We start from the raw sequence: 15508 nt of genomic DNA, 5'->3' as shown, positions 1-15508 counted from the left end.
CAATTATAAATTTGATAGCCATTGTTCGTAAACTCGTGTAGACACTTGCGCCATCATAACAGGCGGTACACTCATACCGCAAATGTAGTGCGGTGAAAAACCGCAAAAATCATAGTCTTGCGGGAAAGTAGAAGCGTTGCACACCTCAGATTTTGATAAATACACAGGCTTATTAAAAGGAATCGTGCTGTCTGCATGAGCCGTAAGCGTGTTGCAAATTTCATCCTCATACAAATAACATTGATTGAAAAATCCTCTTTTGCCTGTCAGCTTCCGATAAGCATTTGACATATCAATATCCCCATGTGTTCTATTATCAAACATTTCTTTCATGCGCTTGCCGTATGGTTTGCCCATGTAATCCGCAAATTCTCCGTAGCAAATCCCCGGCTCGTTGAAGTCCATGCAAATATGTGGCTCAACATTGAAGAGGTCAGACACTTTCAAGAAATTCACGCCCAAATCATGCCTAATACATACAAAGAACACCCGGTTTCGCATTTGTGGTACTCCCATTTTAGAAGCATCAAGTAAGAAGTGTTGGCAATAATACCCAGCATCTTCAAAGTCCTTGTAAATGCGCCTTACATAATCTATGGCATTACCCATAAGCAAGCCTTTCACATTTTCCGCTATCACAACCTTTGGTTGCAGTGCTTTTGCCAAAGCAATGAAGTCGAAGAAAAGTGTATCAAGAACTTGTGCCGTTTGCCCCTCTCTGAACACCTTTTCTTTGCCCCAATCCTTTTCACGGTTGCCGGATAAGGAGAAAGTGGAACATGGGGGTGAGCCGTCCAAAATATCCAAGTTATAAAGTTCGGGCGGTAGCTCTCTCTCTCTCTCTCTCTCTCAATTCTCTTATATCCCCTAAAAAATTGAACCGTGGTGCATGGTTGGTTACATACACCTGATTCACTTTAGGGTCTATTTCATTGCAACCTATCACATCAAACCCTGCCAACTTGTAGCCCATAGTTGAACCGCCACCACACGCAAAACAAGAAAACACTTTGCCTTTGTCTTTAGTGAAATTGGCTTCTGCCAGCTTCCAGTTATAAGGGAATTTATGAATTTCCATTATTGCACCTCCTCATCTTTACACATAACGACATCGCCACAAATATAATCCCAACCAAAAATAGCATTGTGTTTATGCGCTATTTCCGTGGCTGTTTCGTTGGAATCTAAAACGTCTTTCCCATTATCATTGATTACGAGAATATCCCCATTGTGTAGGTTTATAATATCAATGTAACCATCTACGAACTTTTGCAGTTCATCCAGTTGGAAGTCCAGCCCGTTTTGAGGTTGGATTTCCAATTTACTTCCGTCTGTCTTTATCAGTGTTGCCATCTTATTTTGCCTCCTTTCGTTTTAGTTGAAGTTTTACCTTTTCGGCATCAAACTCATAGTTCATACACTCAGTAAAGTTTCCCATTATAAGCATTAGAGGGAAGAGCATACCATGCTTACATCCTCTTCCTAATTCGTCTGATGCTGCCTTGCATGAATCACATCTATAAATGTCTTGTACTGTTACTATTGCCATTGTGAGCCTCCTTTCTTGCCTTGTGAACGCCTTTAGTATAATTGCGTTCAACACGTCTAACGTCATTGTATTTTGCTTGCGCTGTAGATTCTATCATGTGGGGTTTTTCGTTTCCCACCCAATGAGCATCCGGGTGTTCCTGCTGTATTGCCGCTAAAATTGCATCTTTCAATATTCCCATATCCTAAAATTTTATTGGTTGATACACACGCTTATTGGAACGAGTAATTTATAAGTCGTCCCGTTGGGAAAGCCATCTTTAATGGCTTCTTTTATTTCTTTTGCGGATGGTACGCTGTTGCGCACTCCAAACTCAATCTTTCCCAAACGTCTGCCGTTATGGTCGAAAATGATGTAAGTGTATTCATTCATAATTCTGAAATTTACTTGGTTACTACTGTTACAAATTGGCACTTTGCCCAAAGCGTAAAATCATTGCTGCTTATGTACTTCTGATTTTGGGCTTCAATGGCTTTAGCTTGTTTTTCGCTAATCTCTTTGCCTTGCAAATAATATCTTTTCATTCGGTGTTGCATTGTGGTAGCCCAAAGACTACCGGGTTAAACTTAGAACATCATTGTTATTTCAGCCCATTTTTGATAGCCAAAAGAAACGGCTTGCTCAATAGCCTCATTGAGTTCTTCGACTTCAAATAACACTTTCTTAGTCGTGTAATCTAAGCCGTAATAGCTTACTTCTTTATTGTGGGCATTAATACCCTTTTTATGTATCTCTAAAAGTTTCATAATCTTATTTGTATTGTGTAGGGGATTGCTACCCTACTGGTTATTACTTTCTTAAAATTTCGTCTAATAGTTCTTTGTCTAATTCCCAAAGGTTGTATCCTTTTGCTAATTTTCTTCTGAGGTATTCACGCTCGCCAATCATGGTTATTGCTTTTTCTCTTAAATCTAATGCACTCCACTTTTCGGCTTGTTCTATAAGAAAGTTTTCAAGACATTTGCGTTCTTCGTAAAGTTCACGAACTAACACCGTTTTTTGCTCTATTTCTTTCAGAGCTGCCGGGTTTTTCATCCACAACTTGCAAAACGCATCTTTATCAAGGTCTGTATTCATGTAGCAAGTTTCAACCTCTATATAGTTGTCCGCTGTTAGCTTCAACCCGGTTCTTTCTTCAAATTCTTTCTGTGTCATGGCAATATGTATTATAGTATTGATATTTCTTTTTGAGCTAATTTGCTGTTTGTGAGGCACAGCACTTCATATTTCATTTTTTTGTAGTTGTAAACTACCTCTAATGTGTTTTGCCCTCTGCCGTCTGCCCTTTCGTCATAAATGGTTTTGATATGCTGGTACATGATATTACCCATCATAAAGTTTACACATCCCGAATCATAGAAGTAAAATGCTACCGCATATTCCAATGTTTTCTTTTTATCAATACTCTTAGTTGCCATAATCTGAAAATTTAGTGTTGCATTATTATTTTTGTACTTTGTATATTTCAACATCAGGTACTACTTTCTCTACTCTGTTGCGTATGAAATCGGTAATAATATCTTCGTGGCTCCACTCTTTAGAATAAGACATTGTATCATGGTAGCCATCACAGATTACGCTTCCATTGCTGGTTACGGACAAGCTAAAATAGATAGCCATTTCTGCTAAACTGTGGCACTTAAAATGCTTGTTTCCTTTTATTAGAATATAATTCACATCCATATCACATATATTTTAAACGTTATCAATCTTATTACGATGCAAATATAGGCTATATATTTAATATAACAAAGTATTCGGATATATTTTTGGATATATTTTCAAAATACCTATGTGATAGTTGGTTTTGATAGTCTTTTAGTGGTAATTTCCTTTATTTAAGATGGGTGGAAATGCTCGAATGGATATATTTACTGCAAAACAGGATATATTTTGTGCTTTTTTGAGGATATATTTTTGTTGAGTGAAAAATATTATTCCTATTGTGTTAATCAAACACATATTTGTTATATTGAATATAGTAAATGAAAAATCGCTTTTACGTCTTGTTTTTAAGCGTAAGATGCTAATAGGCAAGTAATTTACCGAGTAAAATATGTGTGTTTATAGAACGCATATATGATTTTATTTCATATCTTTGCTCTGTAGAAGTTCAACTTACTAAATAACAAAAGCAACAATGAATAAGAAACTCTTTGAGAAAGTCAAAGGCTTGTGTAAAGACACTGGTCTTTCGGAGAAGTACCTTAAAGCGATAACCGAAAAAATGGGTGGCAGCATTGAGGATGATTCTACCGATGATGAGGCAATAGAAAGTACGGCAAATCTGATTGCGGAAGTGGCTAAGGAAAGTCAAGGTGAAGCAACCCGATGGGCAAACAAAAAGAAACCAACCCAAACCGAGGATGAGGAAGAGGAAGAAAGAAAGCGTAAGGAAGAAGAATCTAAACGTAAGGGCAAGGTGGCTTTGGACGAAGCGACTGAAAAGAGGTTAAAGGAAATGGAGGAAAAGATTGCTAACTACGAAGCCAAAGAAAGCAAAGAAGCCCGTGCGAAGGAAGTAGTTAAGGCTATGGAAAAGCACAAAATCCCGGCTTATCTCCGTGACCGTTTGGCAAAATCAATCTCCGATGATGAAGATATTGAGGATGCCGTTTCCGCTTACAAACAGGAGCTTATTACAAATGGGCTTGATGATGAACACTCAGGGGGTTCTAAGGCGGCAAGTGAAAAGCAAATTGATGAAGCTGCTGATAGCTTGCTGGAATCAATAACCGTAAAATAAAAGATGAAATGAAAAGAAAGACTGCTTCATTTACCGGGATGCGACCCATTTTCACGGGTTCGCCCTCTATCGTGCAAGGCGGCTTCAATCTGGACGTGGAAAACCAACATTTCGCTGTTGGCGATACCGTGCCTGCCGGAACGCTTGCTATCAAGGATGAGGTGAAAAGGACGGTGCAAGTCATCAAGACTGCAAAAGTGGTGGAAGTGGATGCGGAAAACACCAAGAAAGTAAGCCTGTACGTGGATGAGTTCTACGAGCCTTGCTTTGCCGTTGGTGATTTGGTGCTGAAAGACGGCACAGCCGCTACAGCCATTGCCGATGTTCCCACAATCGAAAAGATTGAGCGAAACGGAAACAATTACATTGTCACTCTCTCCAAAGCCATTGCCGGGCTTGTAAAGGATGATGTATTGGTAGAGGTTGTTTCGGACGGACAAACTGCCGCAAAATCAAAGGAGCGTGGCACTTCCAACTCCGTACTGATTGCCGATGTGGAAGTAGGCGAGTTTGAAACCTCTGTAGATGTTTCTGCCGACACCATGCAATACGCAATGTACGAAAGACGTGTGCCGCCTATCCCTGCCGGGCAAAAGGACACTACGGGCGATTACTTGAAAGGGAATCCCCACGTGAAATTAACGAAATCACACTAACTAAAATTAGCGTAACGACATGAAATCTATTTTTTCAACATTCAAAGGGCTTCACAAGGACGGCAAACCGCTTGACTTTTTAGCAACGTGGAAAAAGACTTTTGATAAGGCTTCCGAACGTGAAACAACCCTTTTTCAGAAGATGTACTGTGATAGCTGGTTTACTACCAACACGCCCCAAATGTCATTGACTGCCGAGGCACTTGTAGGTAAGTACAACTTGCGTATCATGGCTACATTGATTGGTGATGAATCACCTACACCTATGAGGCGTTCTGACGGCTTCGATGTGTGGACTAAGGAAATCCCCCGTGTGGGTCACAAGTTCCCCATGTATGCACGTGATTACCGTAAACTGATGGAGGTTTACGAAAATCCCCGTTTGAGTGAATCCGCTAAGGTGAAGCAAATTGAAAAGCTCCTTACCCACGACATGAAAGATGCTTATTTGGGCTGTAAGGACGTGATGGACTTTATCGCTCTGATGGCATTCTCTAATTGGGGTGTGGCTCAGTTCGTGCCGGAAATCAACAATCCGGGTGGACGTAAGTACGAGGTGGATTATCAAATGCCGGAAACAAACAAGCTGGTATCAGCTTTCTTGTGGAACTCTGCCAATACCAAAGCTGGCAAGTTGTCCCCCGTTTTGATGTTGTCGGCTATCTGTAGTGACCTGCGTAACCGTGGCATTGAGCCGGGCGAAATCCTTATGAGCCAAGACCTCTATTTTTGGTTGCGTATGGACGAAACGACCCGTTTGTTGGTACATGGTAACGATAAAAAGGCTCAGACCGTAACAACGGCTCAGATGGCAGATTTGCTTGCTGGTAATGAAATCCCCCCTGTAACGGTGATTACCCGTAAAATGGGTATGGATATGGACGGTAAGCGTAAATCGCTTGAACCGTGGAATCACAACTTTATCTGTATCAAGCCTGCCGGGGTTATCGGTGAAATTCAGCCCGCCATTGAAGATAGCGAGTTGATAGAGGAAGAAAACGTGGACTACATGAACGCTGGCGGTGGTATTCGTATCGCCAAGTGGCGTACTGGGGAATCCACAGGTCAAGTTGCAGCCGAATATACACAAGGCTCTGGACGCTTGCTGCCTCTTATCACTGAGATTGGTGCTATTATCTGTTTGCAAGTCCGTGGTTTTGAAGAAAAGGAAGTTCCTGCCGATGCAAACGGTGTGGCACGTACCTATTGGACTAAATCCGAATTTGAGAGCGCAACATCTCTTGAAGTAGGCTAAACCTTTTGCTTATGGAACTGACAGTAAAGAAAGCGTTTATAGACAAAAACGACAAAGGCAAAATCTACAAGGTAGGTGAAACCTTGCATACCGATGAGCTTAACCGAGTTAATGATTTGGTTGCAAGGGGCATTTGTGTGATTAAGTCTTTGGAAAGCAAACAGGCTGAAAAGGTCACTTTCCAAGACAATGAATATGATTTGAATGTGGTAAAGGATGCTTTGGAATCCATCAATGCCCCCGTTGCCAAAAATGCCGGGGTTAAAGGTGTAACCAAAGCGATTGAAGCCCTTTCAGATGAGAGTGTAACGGCTTTGAAAGAAGCCCTTGAAAAATAGTAGTGATGGGAACTTTGACAAAATACAATGCGTTGGTGGGTGAGCTTGAACCCTATACCCCAAGCCGCCTTGCTTTGCAAAAGGCACTTGCTGATGTGAAGATAAGCGACTGGGATAGTGAGTACAATGCCGACACAGACCAACGCACGATAGCCATAGCCGCTATAAAGGTGCTAAAGCGGATGATTGTGCTTACCAATGACACGTTAGGTAAGTCCTCACAAGGCTACAGCGTGGAGAAGTTGGAGAAGCGCATTAAAGACCTTTGCAACGAGAACGGTTTGGACGTTTCGGATTTTGTCGAAGTTTCTTCCATTACGGACGGCTCTAATTTGTGGTGATATGGCACGGAATAACGGAACTTTCAGATACACCGCTTTGCCCCTTGAAGCAACGAGGGATGAAGCAACGGGATTTTACACGGACGATGATGCGCCCGTGTGGGTGAAAGGCTGTGAGTGTCAAGTGGAGAAATTCATACCTGCCAAGCAACGATTGGGAACGGACGGGCAAATGTATTCATACACCTTTGATGTGTTTTTACCATCCTACTTTGAGGGTGATTTGAGTATAGGCGCACGTGTGGAAGTGACTTTGGAGCGTGGAGGTGTGGATGAGTTCACCATTTCGGGAATAGATGATACAAACCCTAAATACATAGAGATATGGGGATAATGCCGATGTTTGACAAAGGGGCTATCTTAAACCCCGTGGCTGCTTTCCAAAAGCAACTTGAATTGGCTTTCGTAACCTTGTTAAAATACATGGGCGAAAAGCTGGCTAAGTATGCTAAGGATAGCCACAACTACCAAGACCAAACGGGCAATTTAACCAACTCTATAGGCTATGCCGTGGTACAGAATAAGGAAATCGTTTACTATGGTGGGTCAGACCAGCCCGGAGAGGGTGCGAAAGCCATGTTGGAGGCTGCAATGAAGTATGCCGCCACGCTGCCAAACACTTTTTCCCTCATTATAGTAGCCGGAATGAATTATGCCGCCTACGTGGAAGCCAAAGGGTACAACGTGATTCTACCTGCCGAACTGAAAGCCAAAAGCGAACTACCTGCCGAGATTAACAAGTTGGTGATGAAAGCTAATAAGAAAGCAATCGAATTATTCGGGAACGCAGCATGATAACGACTGAGGAAATAGCAACAAGGATTTACGCCATGCTTCAAGCAAGCGAGGTGAAAAACTTCATTTCGGGTGTGATTGATTACGAGCGTAACGACTACACCAAAGAGGATGTGATAATTGTCCCTCATACGATAGACGGTGAAGCATCCGTGCGCTACGGTCAGATAAACGTGAATATTCATGTGCCGGATAAGGTGATAGCCAAAGGCAAGGGGAAAGCCGTTTACAGGACACATTTTAAGAGGCTCATAGAGATAAGGGCAAAGGTGGTTGAGGTGTTGAAAAACCATTATGAAAGTGGGAAAGGCTATAACTGGAACATAGGGCGGTTTAACCCACCGATTAAGGAGAAAGACCAAAACGAACATTTTGTTTCCCTTGCTTTGGAGCTTACAGTAAGAGAAAAGAGTATCAACCAATAAAAATTAAGATTATGCCGATTTTAGCAACAATGGGGTTGAAAAAGATTTATATCGCCCCTGCCAAAAGTGACGGAAATATGCCCGCAAAAGGCAATGAATGGCTTGATTTGGGCGATGTCTATCAAGACACTTGTAGTCTGAAAGACGATTCCCCGGAAATCACGGAACACAAGTCGGAAACTTCAAGCAAGGTTATCACGCTTGTTGGTGAAACACCTACGGCTATTGAACTTTCCTTGATGGACCCGGATTTGACACAGCTTGCACGTTACTTCGGTGGAACACCTACCGGGGAAGATGGTAAGCGTGTTTGGATTCGTCCCAAGAAGTTGGAATACAAGGAATGGGCTATGTGGATTGAGCCGGAAGAGGGCTTGTTTGTCGGATGTGCCAATGTGCGTATCATCCCGACATTCGAAATTACCTATTCTTCAAAGGGTATCTGCCTTGTGCCTATGACTATCAAGTTCCAATCAAACTTGCAAGCAAGCGAGGAAATGAGCGACCCAACAGTAGCATGACACTGAAAAAGTCTGAGAACCGATAGCCTCCTATCCCCGGATGGGGGGCTTTTTAACTTTTAAGACAAATGGAACAACTGAATAATGAACGTGAATTGACCCGTGAAGAACGCTTGGAAATCGAAGAAAAGGCGATACAGGCACTTGTGAACATGGGAGTGAAATTCAATGTACCGCTTAAAATTAACCCGGTAAAACCGCCACGCTTCATCCGTTGGTGGAATAAGCATTTTCCGAACCATGTAAGGATGTGGCGTGACAAACGTATTCCCAAAGGCTGGGATGTGTCCGAAACAGAAGTACCCAATGCCGCTTTGCAAACTATGGAGCGTGTATATATGCGCCACTTCCATTTGAAGCCTCTTTATTTGGGTACGATGGATTGTTTGAGGCGGTTGTATCTGAATATAGAATACGATGAGGAAAAGATACAAGCCGAACCCATACAGGAAAGCAAACGCCTTTTCAAGTATATTCCTCTGATGGCTGAGATTGCAGCCGTAGCCGTGCTTAACAATCCCGTGGTAGCTGACCCCTCTAAAGACAAAGAGGTGAAAGCCTTGAAAGCGTTTTTCATGGAACACCTTACATCTACCCGGCTTGAAAAGCTGGCAGACGTGATAAGCCAAATGATGAATCCCGGGGGTTTTACGTCCTCTATTCGGTCAATACGGGAGATAGGAACGACCAATCCGAAGAAACTCAAAGCAAACCGAGTAGAGTAATCGGGCTAAATAGCCCGTGGGGTAATCGTGGGGAAATTATCAAGTCCTTTGGCTGGACTTACGATTATCTGCTTTGGGGTATCAGTTGGCTAAACGTACAAATCATGCTGGCAGATGCGGCACGTGTGGAACAAGAGCCGGAGCAAACGGACGGAAACAAAGATGGTGGGAAGCCGCCTGTACAGCTAAAGACAAAGGATGATATTAAGAATTATCTGAAAGGAATAATGTAATGGATAATATAAACGGAGCGTTGGCGTTCAAAGCCACCCTTGATATAAATGATTTCAACGTGTCGGCACAAGCGATGGAAAGGAGTATCAAACAGGTTTCATCCACAGCCGTATCGGAATCGTCTGTGATGGATAACTCCATTCAGAGCTTTGCGCAAAATGGGGCGAAATACATTGTTTCCTACCTCGTTGGGCAGGGTATGGGGACTTTGCTTCAAAGTATCGTGCAAACACGTGGGCAGTTTCAACAGTTGGAAATTGCCTTTACAACCATGCTCAAAAGTGGTACGCAAGCAAAGGGCTTGATGGATAGGCTTATTGATACAGCCGCCAAAACTCCGTTTGACCTTTCGGGCATTGCGAGTAGTGCCAAACAGATGCTTGCTTACGGCTCAACCGTGGATAATGTGGTGGATGAGCTGGTAATGCTTGGTAACGTGGCTTCGGGCGTGGGTGCGCCACTACAGGATATTGCCTACCTCTATGGAACGCTACGGACACAAGGCAGGGCATTTACCGTGGATATTAGGCAGTTTGCCGGGCGTGGTATTCCCATCTATGAGGAACTGGCTAAAGTGCTTGGCGTAACCAAAGATGAAGTTTCCAACCTTGTAACGGAGGGTAAGGTTGGCTTTGCGGAAGTAGAAAAGGCTTTCCAAAACATGACGGGTAAAGCCGGGACTTACTACAACCTCATGCAAGAACAAAGCAAGTCCCTAACGGGTATGATTTCCAACATGGGTGATGCGTGGGAACAATCGTTAAACAAGTTGGGTGCGGATAACCAAGATGTTTTTGCCGGAGCTATTGAAAGTGCTACCTATATGGCAGAGCATTTGGATGATATTTTGCGTATTTTGAAAGCCGTTGCTATAGGCTATGGAAGCGTGAAAGCCGCTATTGTACTGAATACATTAGCCACAAAGGGATATACGGGCGTTGCTCTTTTGGATAACACGGCAAGGCAGGCTAAGATTTCCTTAATGAAGTTGGAAGCCGTTGCTACTGGGCAGATGGTAGCTCAGACAAAAGCGATGGTTGCAGCCCAAAACAGCCATGTCGCAGCATTGCAAGCGCAACTGACGGTAGAGGAACACGCCAACATGGTAAAGCAGTTACGCATTGCCACCATTCAACAAATGCTTACCATCCAACAAGCAGAATACCTTTCCAATTTGAATCTAACGGCTTCTTCTGCCAATTATGAGGCGGTGGCTCTGAGTGTTCTTACCGTTGAACAAAAGCAAGCTCTAAGCAAGTTAGACTTGTCGGCTAAAAGTGCCGTGTATCGTGCCGCTTTGGAAAATGAGGTTGCCGTTAAGACACAAAACAGTGCGGCTACCTTAAATGCCATGCGTACCGATGTCAAGGCAGCAGCCGTAAAGATGGAATCGGCACGGGCTGATGCACTGGCGGCAAAGGCGGCTGTAGAACGTGCCTATTTGGAAGTGTACAGGGCACAACAGACTGGGAACGCTGAAAAGATAGCCATTGCCACTAAGAAGATGGAGGCAGCGGAGGATAACGCAGCTATCGCACGAAAGACGGCTTTAGCCACCCAATCCGATTTTTACGCAAAGAAAAAACTACTTGAAGCTACAGCCACCAAGCAATCCACAGCCGCTTCCGTGGCAGATACTACGGCAAAGACAACACAAGGGGCTGTAACTTCCGTACTGACTGCAATCACGACAAAAGCAACGGTAGCGGTGAAAGCTCTTTGGGCTTCCATGATGAGCAATCCTATCGGCTGGGTAATGGGATTGATAGGTGCATTAGTCAGTGTAATTACTCTTTTTACGGGCAAACAAAAAGAAGCGACCACGGCAACGGGTGAATTTCAAGATACCACGAAAAAAGAGATTGACGATTTGAATTTACTTTTTGCCGTATTGCAAAATACGGAGAAAGGAACTCAAACACATAAAAATACGATTGAAAAAATCAATGCCGTATGTAAACAATATAATAAGACATTGCTTGATGAAAACGCTACACTTGATTTACAGCGTCTTAAATATGAGGAATTGACTACAGCCATTCAGCAAACTACAGCCGAAAAAATCAAGGCTAAATATACCGAACAAGCTATGCAAGAACTGGTACAAAGCCAAACGGATGCACTTGATAAGCTGAAAGAGAATGCCGAAGATGCAACCTACAAAGAAATTCAAGAAGTTATGGAAACCACCCCGGAGGGTGTAACCGTTATGATGAATAAGGTTGTTGATGTGGCTTCAAGTTCTATTCGTGGAGCTTCGGGGGCTGTATGGGATGCGGTAGAATCTATGGCGGTAGAATCCGCAAACCAATTGAAAGGGCTAACAGGTCAAGCCTATACCGATGCGTTCAATAACTCATTAAACAGCATTGTTTCACAAGTCAAGCAAAGTACAAGTGCGACTGATAAAGAAATGGATGCTTTCAAAAGTAACATAAAAACATATCTTGAAAGTATTGTACAATCAGCAAAAAAGGCGGATGAAACCATAGGCAAGGTGAATAAGGAATTAGAAGCGTTCATTGCTCCGAAAGATACGACTTCTGTAACAGAAAGTACCGACTATGTGGCTATGTCGTTTAACGAGCTGGATAAGAAAATAGGTGAAACTCAGAAAAGTATTGATACCCTCAATGCCAAAAAGGTAAAGGTGGAAGCCGATAATACCCAACTGAAAGAGTTGAAAGACTTGTTGGATAAATTGAATGGTGCTGTAAACACCAAGACTACAAACCTTAACACGGAAAAGGGAATATCAGACCGTATCAAGCAGCTTAAAGATTTGCGTGAAGCTGCCATTATCGGTAGTTCTGACTATAAGAGCTATGATACGCAAATAAAGAAGTTGGAAGCCCGTTTACCCAAGCATACCACGGGGGATAAAGCGGATAGTGCCGCCAAGCAACTACGTGAAAGGCAACTTGAAGCTGACCGCAAATTGGAGGCTGACCGTATTGCAGTCTTGGAAGAGGGCTACGAAAAACGCAAGCGCACCCTTTCGCTCCAACACAAGGAGGCATTGGATAATATAGACAAAGAGGAAAAGGCTTTGGCTAAAGCTCGTAAGGATGCCGGAAAAGGTGGCTTATCTAAGTCTGAAAAGGACGGCTTCGATGAAAGGCGAACACTTGAAAACAAGAAATATGACAAAGCCCAAAACAAACTCTTTGACGGTGAAATAGAGTACAAGAAACAGCAATATGCCTTGTATTTCCGTTGGGTGCGTAACATGGGCGAAGATGTAGCCAATACCCAATTTGCCACGCTTTTAAAAGGCGGTAAATCGTACAAGGAGTATGTGGAAAATGAAATCAAGGCTCTAAAGGATAAACAACAAGCCGGAACACTCACAGAGGGAGAAAGTAACCAACTTATTTCCCTTAATATGCAATACAATGAAATCACGGGGGCAAAGTCCGCTATGGATTCTTTCAAGGAATCTGTATCTAAGACCATTCAGCAAGCCCAAACACTTGCCGAGAAGTTGGAAGCCATAGCCGATGCAAAAGAGAAGCTGGCTAATGGAAGTTCCGGGCTTGTGGGTGCTGACGAAAAAGCGGAAGCCACTTTATTTGTTTCAGAAGAAGATGAAAAGTTACAGGAAGAAGTACAGCAAAAGATACTTTCCTCTTACAGAACCTTTGAGGAACAAAGAAATGACATCCAAAAGGAATACGCCTTGCTGCGTGCTGCCGCTCAAAAGACGGGCGACCAAGAACGGATTAACCAAGTAAACAAGTCGGAGGCAGAAGCGTTAAGCACCCTTACCGCCAATATGTTAAAGCAATCGGATAGTTGGAAGAAGTTATTTGGCGATTTGGATAGCCTTTCTGTAGCTGAAATAGATAAGTTGGTGGCTGATATTGAAACAAAGCTAAAAGATGCGGATTTGAAACTGAATCCCGTAGATTACCGTGCTTTGATTGATAGTTTGAATCAAGCAAAGGAAACGCTTATTTCAAAGAATCCTTTTAAGGCTTTAGGCACGTTCTATGATGATTACATTGAAGCCAAAAAGAAGCTGGCAGAAGCCAAAGCGAATGTTGCTGCCGGAAAGGGTACGGATGAGGATGTGAAAAAGGCAGAGGCTGACATGAAGAAAGCCGCCAAAGGCGTAACCAAGTCCATTGAAACGATTACCGATACGGCTACCACGTGCGGCAATGCCATTGCATCCATGTTTTCTGATTTGGGACAGGATGATTTGGCAAACGGCTTAGGCACTGCAATGGAGTTGTTCGGGCAGTTGGGCAATGCCGCCGCCTCTGTAGGTAAAATGATGAGCGGTGACATATTGGGAGGCGTTACGGGTATGGTAAGTGCCGTTACTTCTGTAGTGGGCATATTTGCCAAATTGCATGATTCCAAGTATGAGAAGAAAATTCAAAATCTGCAAAAGGAAATAGATGCGCTGGAACAATCCTACAACCGTTTGGAACGAGCCTACAATAATACTTATTGGGTGTTCAATGATAGCCAACGTGAAGCCTACGAAAAGAATATCCAACTGATTAACGACCAAATACGGGCTTTGGAACAAGAAGCCAATATAGCAAAGAAGAATTGGGATTTTGCCCGTTACGCTCAACTCAACAAGGAGATTAAGGAACTCAACAAACAGTTGAAGAATGCGGAAGAAAACGGAGATATGTTTTCTATCTATGAGGCTCAGAAAAAGAACCTCAAACAGCAACAAGAGGATTTAAGAAAGCAAATTCAAGCTGAAAAGGATAAGAAGAAAACCGATAACGGAAAAATCCAACAGTGGAACGAGCAAATAGAATCCATTACCCAACAGATAGAGGATTTGGATAGGTCAATGATGGAAACGCTTGCCGGAACGGATGTAAAAACCGCCATTGATGAATTTGCCGATGCGTTGGTAGATGCTTATTGCAAAGGTGAGGATGCAGCGGAAGCATTGGGCGAAAAGACAAAAGAAGTCCTTAAAAAAGCGGTTGTGGAAGCGTTGAAACGTGAGTTTTTGGCAAAGGGAATCAATGATGCCGTTCTCTATTTGGGAGAATCCATGAAAGACGGGAAACTGACCGATGTAGAGAAGCGAGAATTTGAAAGGATGGTGAACGCTGCCGGGGATTTGTTCAATTCCGCATTGGAGGGTATTGGTGATTGGATTAAGGATGTGGAGGAAGAAACCGTACAGCAAGACCCCCTTACGGGTGCGGTTACTTCCATGAGTGAGGAAACGGGCGGTGTGATAGCCGGGCGGTTGAATGCCTTTGTCATAAACCAAAGCGACCAAACCTCTATTATGAGGCAGGCACTTGTTTACCAAGCAGAAATAGCCGCCAACACGAAGTTGAGTGCATCAGAGCTGACGGAGATTAAAACTACTTTGAAGCGCATTGAAAATAAAGATAGTTCACTTTTATCACAAGGAATAGCATAGTTATGGAACTGGTACAACAACTTAAAGAGGATGGCAAGGCAAAGGGGCTTTGCCGGATGTGGCAAATGAAGCTAAGAACGGGGCTTGACTATGAGCAACTGATACAGCTTTACATTAAGGGCATAGATTTCTGTATATCGGAGAATTACCCCACGCTTGACTTTATACGGGAACACTTCAAAGGCAAATGCGAGGTTTACGGGGTGTTTGTGGATGATGAGGTTACGGATAAGGTGAATTTACCCGATGTGGTGCTGAATGGTGACTGCAAAGCTATGTTGGAGTATGACGGCTATTCTGTTTCACGGGTATATGCACGGCATGATTCCCATAGTGCCGTAAACGTGTCGGACAATGCGATTGTTACCATAGACGCTTTCGATAACTCGTATCTGTATGTGGCGGTAGCCGGAACGGATGCAAAGGTGCTTGTGAATCTGTATGGCAATGCCAAAGCGGATATAGAGGGAGTGGGGATAGAAGTTAGACAAATGAATAAAAATACTTACTGAT

General features: G+C 43.1%; 21 protein-coding genes and 1 pseudogene. 13 read left to right on the top strand and 9 right to left on the bottom strand.

Annotation, left to right across the window (positions count from 1 at the left end; genetic code table 11):
* Positions 1 to 3: 3 nt before the first annotated feature.
* The 9 genes and pseudogenes from NSB03_RS02415 to NSB03_RS02370 all read right to left on the bottom strand — a co-directional run bounded on the left by NSB03_RS02415 (position 4) and on the right by NSB03_RS02370 (position 3169).
* Positions 4 to 1078, bottom strand: a pseudogene (locus NSB03_RS02415) (DNA cytosine methyltransferase).
* Positions 1078 to 1353, bottom strand: coding sequence for a DUF3846 domain-containing protein (locus tag NSB03_RS02405; protein ID WP_024986357.1), 276 nt, complete (start codon positions 1351 to 1353; stop codon positions 1078 to 1080). Before NSB03_RS02405 ends, NSB03_RS02415 begins: the two are co-directional and overlap by 1 nt.
* A gap of 164 nt (positions 1354 to 1517) precedes the next feature.
* The gene (locus tag NSB03_RS02400; RefSeq protein WP_008642513.1) at positions 1518 to 1730 is read right to left on the bottom strand and encodes a hypothetical protein; all 213 of its coding nucleotides are present in this window, start codon (positions 1728 to 1730) and stop codon (positions 1518 to 1520) included.
* An 11-nt stretch (positions 1731 to 1741) separates the two neighbouring features.
* Positions 1742 to 1921, bottom strand: coding sequence for a hypothetical protein (locus NSB03_RS02395; RefSeq protein ID WP_024986356.1), 180 nt, complete (start codon positions 1919 to 1921; stop codon positions 1742 to 1744).
* Positions 1922 to 1932: 11 nt separating this feature from the next.
* The gene (locus NSB03_RS02390) at positions 1933 to 2073 is read right to left on the bottom strand and encodes a hypothetical protein (RefSeq protein ID WP_162223847.1); all 141 of its coding nucleotides are present in this window, start codon (positions 2071 to 2073) and stop codon (positions 1933 to 1935) included.
* Positions 2074 to 2115: 42 nt separating this feature from the next.
* Positions 2116 to 2295, bottom strand: a complete 180-nt coding sequence (locus NSB03_RS02385; protein ID WP_024986355.1) for a hypothetical protein — start codon at positions 2293 to 2295, stop codon at positions 2116 to 2118.
* A 43-nt stretch (positions 2296 to 2338) separates the two neighbouring features.
* Positions 2339 to 2704, bottom strand: a complete 366-nt coding sequence (locus NSB03_RS02380) for a hypothetical protein (protein ID WP_024986354.1) — start codon at positions 2702 to 2704, stop codon at positions 2339 to 2341.
* Between the two features lie 11 nt (positions 2705 to 2715).
* Positions 2716 to 2967 (bottom strand): hypothetical protein, encoded by a 252-nt coding sequence (locus NSB03_RS02375; RefSeq protein ID WP_024986353.1) that lies wholly within the window; start codon positions 2965 to 2967, stop codon positions 2716 to 2718.
* Between the two features lie 25 nt (positions 2968 to 2992).
* Positions 2993 to 3169, bottom strand: a complete 177-nt coding sequence (locus tag NSB03_RS02370) for a hypothetical protein (RefSeq protein ID WP_225665235.1) — start codon at positions 3167 to 3169, stop codon at positions 2993 to 2995.
* A gap of 520 nt (positions 3170 to 3689) precedes the next feature.
* On the opposite strand from NSB03_RS02370, the gene NSB03_RS02365 reads away from it, so the two are divergent.
* The 13 genes from NSB03_RS02365 to NSB03_RS02305 all read left to right on the top strand — a co-directional run bounded on the left by NSB03_RS02365 (position 3690) and on the right by NSB03_RS02305 (position 15507).
* Positions 3690 to 4295 carry a hypothetical protein gene (locus NSB03_RS02365; protein WP_005655418.1) on the top strand — a complete coding sequence of 202 codons (606 nt, stop codon included), beginning with the start codon at positions 3690 to 3692 and terminating at the stop codon, positions 4293 to 4295.
* An 8-nt stretch (positions 4296 to 4303) separates the two neighbouring features.
* The gene (locus NSB03_RS02360) at positions 4304 to 4951 is read left to right on the top strand and encodes a hypothetical protein (protein ID WP_008642519.1); all 648 of its coding nucleotides are present in this window, start codon (positions 4304 to 4306) and stop codon (positions 4949 to 4951) included.
* Positions 4952 to 4970: 19 nt separating this feature from the next.
* Positions 4971 to 6206, top strand: coding sequence for a hypothetical protein (locus NSB03_RS02355; RefSeq protein WP_024986352.1), 1236 nt, complete (start codon positions 4971 to 4973; stop codon positions 6204 to 6206).
* Positions 6207 to 6217: 11 nt separating this feature from the next.
* Positions 6218 to 6544 (top strand): hypothetical protein, encoded by a 327-nt coding sequence (locus tag NSB03_RS02350; protein WP_024986351.1) that lies wholly within the window; start codon positions 6218 to 6220, stop codon positions 6542 to 6544.
* 5 nt (positions 6545 to 6549) lie between these two features.
* Complete coding sequence (locus NSB03_RS02345) at positions 6550 to 6885, top strand: DUF6706 family protein (RefSeq protein WP_005655413.1); 336 nt, start codon at positions 6550 to 6552, stop codon at positions 6883 to 6885.
* Position 6886: 1 nt separating this feature from the next.
* Positions 6887 to 7219 (top strand): hypothetical protein, encoded by a 333-nt coding sequence (locus tag NSB03_RS02340; RefSeq protein WP_005655412.1) that lies wholly within the window; start codon positions 6887 to 6889, stop codon positions 7217 to 7219.
* On the top strand, positions 7210 to 7680 hold the full coding sequence (locus NSB03_RS02335; protein ID WP_005655410.1) for a hypothetical protein: 471 nt from the start codon (positions 7210 to 7212) through the stop codon (positions 7678 to 7680). Before NSB03_RS02340 ends, NSB03_RS02335 begins: the two co-directional genes overlap by 10 nt.
* Positions 7677 to 8105, top strand: a complete 429-nt coding sequence (locus tag NSB03_RS02330; protein ID WP_024986350.1) for a hypothetical protein — start codon at positions 7677 to 7679, stop codon at positions 8103 to 8105. The genes NSB03_RS02335 and NSB03_RS02330 overlap by 4 nt, the downstream gene beginning before the upstream one ends.
* Before the next feature lie 11 nt (positions 8106 to 8116).
* Positions 8117 to 8626, top strand: a complete 510-nt coding sequence (locus NSB03_RS02325) for a hypothetical protein (protein WP_024986349.1) — start codon at positions 8117 to 8119, stop codon at positions 8624 to 8626.
* A gap of 68 nt (positions 8627 to 8694) precedes the next feature.
* Positions 8695 to 9351 (top strand): hypothetical protein, encoded by a 657-nt coding sequence (locus NSB03_RS02320; RefSeq protein WP_032592241.1) that lies wholly within the window; start codon positions 8695 to 8697, stop codon positions 9349 to 9351.
* 104 nt (positions 9352 to 9455) lie between these two features.
* Positions 9456 to 9584 (top strand): hypothetical protein, encoded by a 129-nt coding sequence (locus NSB03_RS02315; RefSeq protein WP_005655406.1) that lies wholly within the window; start codon positions 9456 to 9458, stop codon positions 9582 to 9584.
* Positions 9584 to 14995: a tape measure protein gene (locus NSB03_RS02310; RefSeq protein ID WP_065539752.1), complete on the top strand. Its 5412-nt coding sequence runs from the start codon at positions 9584 to 9586 to the stop codon at positions 14993 to 14995. Before NSB03_RS02315 ends, NSB03_RS02310 begins: the two co-directional genes overlap by 1 nt.
* 2 nt (positions 14996 to 14997) lie before the next feature.
* Positions 14998 to 15507: a hypothetical protein gene (locus NSB03_RS02305; protein WP_005655404.1), complete on the top strand. Its 510-nt coding sequence runs from the start codon at positions 14998 to 15000 to the stop codon at positions 15505 to 15507.
* Position 15508 lies beyond the last annotated feature (1 nt).

The organism is Bacteroides acidifaciens, from assembly GCF_024623065.1.
In the GTDB taxonomy this organism is placed as follows: domain Bacteria; phylum Bacteroidota; class Bacteroidia; order Bacteroidales; family Bacteroidaceae; genus Bacteroides; species Bacteroides acidifaciens.
Note: the sequence above shows the minus strand (reverse complement) of the source record. Positions and strands in the feature narration are given on the sequence as shown.

Excerpts from the sequence above, each read along its gene's own strand:
- NSB03_RS02405 (WP_024986357.1), bottom strand. The coding sequence starts at position 1,353 with ATGGCAACACTGATAAAGACAGACGGAAGTAAATTGGAAATCCAACCT.
- NSB03_RS02400 (WP_008642513.1), bottom strand. The coding sequence starts at position 1,730 with ATGGGAATATTGAAAGATGCAATTTTAGCGGCAATACAGCAGGAACAC.
- NSB03_RS02395 (WP_024986356.1), bottom strand. The coding sequence starts at position 1,921 with ATGAATGAATACACTTACATCATTTTCGACCATAACGGCAGACGTTTG.
- NSB03_RS02390 (WP_162223847.1), bottom strand. The coding sequence starts at position 2,073 with ATGAAAAGATATTATTTGCAAGGCAAAGAGATTAGCGAAAAACAAGCT.
- NSB03_RS02385 (WP_024986355.1), bottom strand. The coding sequence starts at position 2,295 with ATGAAACTTTTAGAGATACATAAAAAGGGTATTAATGCCCACAATAAA.
- NSB03_RS02380 (WP_024986354.1), bottom strand. The coding sequence starts at position 2,704 with ATGACACAGAAAGAATTTGAAGAAAGAACCGGGTTGAAGCTAACAGCG.
- NSB03_RS02375 (WP_024986353.1), bottom strand. The coding sequence starts at position 2,967 with ATGGCAACTAAGAGTATTGATAAAAAGAAAACATTGGAATATGCGGTA.
- NSB03_RS02370 (WP_225665235.1), bottom strand. The coding sequence starts at position 3,169 with ATGGCTATCTATTTTAGCTTGTCCGTAACCAGCAATGGAAGCGTAATC.
- NSB03_RS02365 (WP_005655418.1), top strand. The coding sequence starts at position 3,690 with ATGAATAAGAAACTCTTTGAGAAAGTCAAAGGCTTGTGTAAAGACACT.
- NSB03_RS02360 (WP_008642519.1), top strand. The coding sequence starts at position 4,304 with ATGAAAAGAAAGACTGCTTCATTTACCGGGATGCGACCCATTTTCACG.
- NSB03_RS02355 (WP_024986352.1), top strand. The coding sequence starts at position 4,971 with ATGAAATCTATTTTTTCAACATTCAAAGGGCTTCACAAGGACGGCAAA.
- NSB03_RS02350 (WP_024986351.1), top strand. The coding sequence starts at position 6,218 with ATGGAACTGACAGTAAAGAAAGCGTTTATAGACAAAAACGACAAAGGC.
- NSB03_RS02345 (WP_005655413.1), top strand. The coding sequence starts at position 6,550 with ATGGGAACTTTGACAAAATACAATGCGTTGGTGGGTGAGCTTGAACCC.
- NSB03_RS02340 (WP_005655412.1), top strand. The coding sequence starts at position 6,887 with ATGGCACGGAATAACGGAACTTTCAGATACACCGCTTTGCCCCTTGAA.
- NSB03_RS02335 (WP_005655410.1), top strand. The coding sequence starts at position 7,210 with ATGGGGATAATGCCGATGTTTGACAAAGGGGCTATCTTAAACCCCGTG.
- NSB03_RS02330 (WP_024986350.1), top strand. The coding sequence starts at position 7,677 with ATGATAACGACTGAGGAAATAGCAACAAGGATTTACGCCATGCTTCAA.
- NSB03_RS02325 (WP_024986349.1), top strand. The coding sequence starts at position 8,117 with ATGCCGATTTTAGCAACAATGGGGTTGAAAAAGATTTATATCGCCCCT.
- NSB03_RS02320 (WP_032592241.1), top strand. The coding sequence starts at position 8,695 with ATGGAACAACTGAATAATGAACGTGAATTGACCCGTGAAGAACGCTTG.
- NSB03_RS02315 (WP_005655406.1), top strand. The coding sequence starts at position 9,456 with ATGCTGGCAGATGCGGCACGTGTGGAACAAGAGCCGGAGCAAACGGAC.
- NSB03_RS02310 (WP_065539752.1), top strand. The coding sequence starts at position 9,584 with ATGGATAATATAAACGGAGCGTTGGCGTTCAAAGCCACCCTTGATATA.
- NSB03_RS02305 (WP_005655404.1), top strand. The coding sequence starts at position 14,998 with ATGGAACTGGTACAACAACTTAAAGAGGATGGCAAGGCAAAGGGGCTT.